Here is a 5,151-nt window from a genome sequence, read left to right on the forward strand (position 1 = left end):
TTCCCGCGGACCCGAGAAGGCCCGCCGAACCCTCTCGCGGCCCACCAGGGCCTCGCGCGTTTCGCCGAGGTGCTCGCGGGTTTCGCCGCGAGCCCCTTCTCATGGCCCGCCGGGCCTTCTCGGGTCCGCGGGAACGCTCTCGCGTTCCGCCGTCGGATCCTCCGGCGGCCCCGCCGTTTCCTCTCGCGGTCTGCCGCGGGTTCTCTCCCGAGCCTCCGCCTCCGGATTTCCGGCGGCGCACTCTCTTCCGGCTCCGAGCGCCCTGCGTGCTCCGGAGGGACGAGGGGGCGCTCCCGTGCGCCCTGGTTCGGGGCGGGGCTGGGGGCCATAGTGGCCGTCGGCGACGACTCCGGGGAGGACGCGGGTGCGGAAGGCGCGGGACAGGGTGAAGCCGGAGACGTCGGAGTCGGAGCAGCTGCTGTTCGGGGGTCCTCTGCGCTACGATATGGGCTGGTCGCAGCACGCGGACGCGTTCCTGGAGCTGAACTTCCGCGGGATGGTGCGCCGGCTGCCGTCGCTGCTGGCGTCGAGTTTCCGGCTGGCCTGGCGCGCGGACCGACGCGCCGCCCGCACGGTGCTGGCCGCCGAGACGGGCCGCGGCCTCGCCCAGGCGGTGAGCCTCCTCGCTGTGAACACGATCCTCGCCCGGCTGATGGCGGAGGGCACCGTCGAGGAGCGGTTACGGGGAGCCGCTCCCGCACTGATCACCATCGCCGCCGTCGCCCTCGTGGCCACCCTGCTGCGGGCCGCCTCGACGTATGCCACGGGCCGACTGGAACCCAAGGTGGAGCGGGTCGCGACGGAGCTGTACCTGGAGCGGGCGGCGGCCGTGGAGTTGTCGGCGATCGAGGACGACGGCTTCCACAAACTGCTCGACACCGCCAAGTACGGCGCCCAGTCGGCCCGCCGCATGATCAGCTACTCCGCGCGCGTGGTGAACTCGCTGATCTCCCTGATCGCCGCGGCCGGGGTGCTGACCGTGCTGCATCCGGCCCTGCTGCCGCTGCTCGTGACGATGACGCTGCCGAGCGCGTGGAGCGCCCTGACGATCGCCCGCCGCCGCTACGCCTCGTTCCACGCCTGGGTGCAGCACGCGCGCGCCGGCTATCTGATCGGTTCCCTGCTGATCGAGCCGGAGGCCGCCCCGGAGATCCGGGTGCACGGAGTGGGCCCGTTCCTGTTGCGTCACTTCCGCTCCATGTCGGAGACCGCGGAGGCCGAGCAGGCGCGCCTGGCCCGGCTGGCGGCCCGGACGGGGCTGTACGCGGCTGTGTGGACCGGACTGGCCACCGTGGCGACGTACGCGACGCTGGGCGGTCTGCTGCTCGGCGGGGCGATGGCGCTGTCCGTGGCCGGTACGGCGGTCATCGCGATCCGCACCGGTTCCGCCAGCCTCGACACGCTCGTCCTGGAGGTGAACTCCCTGCACGAGGAGGCCCTCTTCGTCGGCGACATGGAACGCCTGTACGTCGAGGCAGCCAAGCGCGCGATCCCGGTGGGGGGCGACTCGCTGCCCGAGGACCCGCACGAGATCCGCGTGGAGAACGTGACGTTCACGTATCCGGGGAAGTCCACCCGGCCGGCGCTCGACGACGTGACGCTGACCGTGCCGCTCGGCAAGATCGTGGCGCTCGTCGGCGAGAACGGTTCGGGCAAGACGACGCTGGTCAAACTGCTGGCCGGGCTGTACACCCCCGACCGGGGCAAGATCCTCTGGGACGGCGTGGACGCGTCGGGCGCCGACCGGCACCAGCTTGCCGAGCGCATCGCGATGGTCGCGCAGGATTTCAAGCGGTGGCCGTTCACCGCCCGCGTCAACATGGCGATCGGCCGCCCCTCCGCACCGCTCACCGAGGAACGGCTCGCCGCGTCGGTCGCCGAGGCGGGGGCGCAGGACGTGGTGGAGGACCTGCCCCGCGGCCTCGACACCCTGCTGGCGCGCGGGTTCAGCGGCGGGCACGAGTTGTCGGGCGGCCAGTGGCAGCGCCTCGGGATCGCGCGGGCCGCGTACCGGCGCGGACGGATCCTCATCGTGGACGAACCGACCGCCGCCCTGGACGCGCGCGCCGAGTTGGAGGTATTCGAGAAGATCCGCGCCCTGGCCGGAACCGGGCAGACCGTCGTCCTCATCACGCACCGGCTGGCGTCCGTCCGTCACGCCGACCTGGTGCACGTCCTCGACCAGGGACGACTCGTGGAGTCCGGCACACCGCAGGAGCTGCTGGCCAGGGGCGGGGTGTACGCGGAGCTGTACTCCCTCCAGGCGGAGCAGTTCGCGGTAGAGGTCCCGGCGGCGAAGGTGCCCGCTCCGAAGGCGGGGTGACGCGGGCGGTACGACTCGCCTCCGGGCAGTGCGACGCAGGCCCGACGACGCAGGCGGTACGACCCTGTCGATACGACTCAGGCGGGGGCGGCCGCGGCGGTGTCGGCGCCGCGCACGATGACCAGGAACATGTCCGTCGCTATGTCCATCACGACTTCCGCCTGCTGCCCCTCCTGGCGGGCAGCGTGCGCCAACTCCTCCGCCGGCCACGAGCCGCGCGGCCCACCGGCGGGAAAGCGTCCCAGCACCGTTCGCACGTCCACCTTGCACCTCCGTGTAGCGCTGTCCTCGTAGAGTTAAACGCCAACCATGGCCTGAACGACTCTTCCAGTGACGCTACTGAGACGTAGTTGACACGCGGTCAACGCCGAAGCGAGAGATACCTCGCAGAAACCACACGTTCCGGTGACTTTCCGTGCCATCTCCCGCACACGTCGTGACAGCCATTCCTCTCACCTTGCGTGGGTGTCGGTTCACTCATGGTCAGTGCGTACGTCGGGTACCGGAACCGGCCCACCTCATGCGGGCTTTCCACCGGGATTCGTGCGGGTGCTCACGCGGGAGGCGCGTCGTTGAACCACTCCTCGGCCGGCATGTCCTCGGCGATGCCGCGCAGCGCGACCATCGGTGTGTGCGTATGACAGTTGATCAGACCGGGCATCGCGACCTGGCCCCGGGCGTCGATGCGTTGGGCCGTGGCGACCACGGCCGTCTCGGACTGCGGCCCGATGCTCGCGATCGTCCCGCCCCGCACGACGATCGCGGCGTCCTCGACGAAGGCGATGCCCTCGTGCTCGTCGTGGACGAGGGCGGTACAACCGGTGATGACGAGATCGGCGGGCGAGGAGGACGGCGAGGGAGTATCTGAGGGAGGGGGAGAGGGTGACGGGTGCGGAGGCGGCGTCATGCGGCCACGGTACGACGGGGGCGGGCCCGGAAGGGCGGTGTTCGGGCCGGACGACGGCGGGCCCGGAGGCGGTATCCAGGTCGGTGAGGGTGGGCCCGGAAGGGCGGTGTTCGGGCCGGCGAGGGCCGCCCGGAAGGGCGGTGTCGGGCGGTGGGCAGCACCGGCTCAAGCCGTGAGCCGAGGTCCTACGCCCCTGCGCCCTTCCCCTCCACCGGCCGCAGCCCCACCCCCAGCCACTCCACATGCCAAGGGTGCGCCGGCTGCCCCACCCGACGCACCCTTCACATCGTTCGCACCCGACCCACCTGCCCCACCGGCGTTTCCAGTACGTCCGGCACGTCCGGCACGTCCGACACATCCGGGAGGCTGATGCCCGTGTGACGCTGATGGCGGGCGAGCTGGTCGAGGAGGGCGGTGAGCTGCTCGGTGTGGTGGCGGCCGAGTCGGCCGGTGTCGTCGAGGTGGACCGCGCAGGCGGTGGTGGTGTCGACGAGCTCTTCGAGGGCGGCGGCGATCTCGTCGGTGCCCTCGCTGTGCCTGGCGAGGGCGGGGTGTTCGGCTCCGGCGAGGGCGATCGCGGTCCGTGCCCCGGCGAGGGTCCGGTAGGCCTCGCGGCGCAGGGTCCAGCGGGCGGCGCGGTCGTCGGACTCCAGTACATGGGCGAGGTAGAGGTGAGCGGCCGTGGCCGCCTCGTCGAGGCGGGCGCGGACGCCTCCGCCTCGCTGGCCCTTCGGTATCGGCAGATGGCCGACGATCAGGACGATGGCGCAGGCCAGCAGCGTTTCCCCGATCCGGCTCCAGGAGGCCTGGGGTTCGCCGCCGACCATGACGAGGGCGAGGACGAGCACGGTGACGACGGCGGTCTGGGCGGCGAAGTGCCGGGTGGCGACGGGGATGAGCGCGCCGCTGACCGCGACGAGGACGACGAGGCCCTCCGGCCGGGGCAGTACGGCGGCGCAACCGGCGAAGAGCACGGCGCCCAGGACGGTTCCCGCGGCCCGGCACAGCACACGGGACACGAGTGGCCCGAGGTCGGGCTTGACCAGGAACACGGCGGTCGCGGGCAGCCAGTACCAGTGCTCATGGTGCAGTGCCTGCGCCACGGCCGCACTGGCGCCGAAGGAGAGGGCGACGCGGAGCCCGTACTCGCGGCCGCCGGTCCCGAGCGCGAGACGGAGGAGCGATCCGACGGTACGGCGCCGGGTGGGGAGGGTGCGCGCGTCGCCCCGGTCGAAGGCCTCGGCGGCGTGCAGGAGCGCGTCGTCGAGGGCGCGCAGCGCGGGCGCGGAGCGGGCGGGCGCGGGCAGCGGCCCGGTGGCGGTGTTGCCGCGTACGGCCTCCGCCAGCCGCCGGGGTCCCGCGGAGGCCCGGTCCTCGATGTCGTCGCCGGTCCAGGCCAGCGCGGTCGCGGCCTCGGCGAGCGGCAGGGCGGCCGTGTACTGGGCGTGCAGCCGCCGTTCGGTCGACGAACCGGCGTACCGCCGCAGCCGGGGTCCGGTGAGCGCGTCCTGGGCGTGGTCGAGGGCCGCGGTGAGCGCGGCGCGGCGGTCGGTCGCGCCCGGGGTCCCGACGGCGTCGAGCAGCGCGGCGATCGCGTCGTACACGGCGGCCACGGCGTCCCGTTCCCCGTCGAACCGGTAGTCGCCGCCGGTCAGCGCGCCGGGGGTGGGCAGGACGAGACGCAGGGCGAGCAGCCATCCGGCCCCGGCGAGATAGCCGAGCGCCCGCTCCCACCCCGGCTCCGGCAACGGCATCCCGGCCCCGATGGCGGCGGCGACGAGCAGTTGGGTGCCGGCGCCGGAGGCGACGGGTCCGACGGCGCTCATGCCGCCGGCGAGCAGTCCGAGCGAGGTGAGCAACAGGGTGAGGGCCACGGCACCGAGGTACTGTCCGGGTCCGCCGGTGCCGTGGCCCTCACCCT

At 73.1% G+C, this 5,151-nt stretch carries 4 protein-coding genes; 1 reads left to right on the forward strand and 3 read right to left on the reverse strand.

Translation table 11 applies throughout. The features are described 5' to 3' along the window. Positions 1 to 364: 364 nt before the first annotated feature. Positions 365 to 2,323 (forward strand): ABC transporter ATP-binding protein, encoded by a 1,959-nt coding sequence (locus AOK15_RS37410; RefSeq protein WP_055523161.1) that lies wholly within the window; start codon positions 365 to 367, stop codon positions 2,321 to 2,323. Positions 2,324 to 2,400: 77 nt separating this feature from the next. Here AOK15_RS37410 and AOK15_RS37415 read toward each other — a convergent pair whose 3' ends face one another. The 3 genes from AOK15_RS37415 to AOK15_RS37425 all read right to left on the reverse strand — a co-directional run. Next, positions 2,401 to 2,586, reverse strand: a complete 186-nt coding sequence (locus AOK15_RS37415; protein ID WP_055523163.1) for a hypothetical protein — start codon at positions 2,584 to 2,586, stop codon at positions 2,401 to 2,403. A 290-nt stretch (positions 2,587 to 2,876) separates the two neighbouring features. Continuing rightward, positions 2,877 to 3,230 carry an amidohydrolase family protein gene (locus tag AOK15_RS37420; RefSeq protein WP_055523166.1) on the reverse strand — a complete coding sequence of 118 codons (354 nt, stop codon included), beginning with the start codon at positions 3,228 to 3,230 and terminating at the stop codon, positions 2,877 to 2,879. Positions 3,231 to 3,511: 281 nt separating this feature from the next. Beyond that, the coding region (locus tag AOK15_RS37425) for an FUSC family protein (protein WP_055523168.1) at positions 3,512 to 5,151 on the reverse strand (1,640 nt) is incomplete at its 5' end.

Source organism: Streptomyces ossamyceticus, from assembly GCF_001418475.1.
Lineage (GTDB): Bacteria > Actinomycetota > Actinomycetes > Streptomycetales > Streptomycetaceae > Streptomyces > Streptomyces ossamyceticus.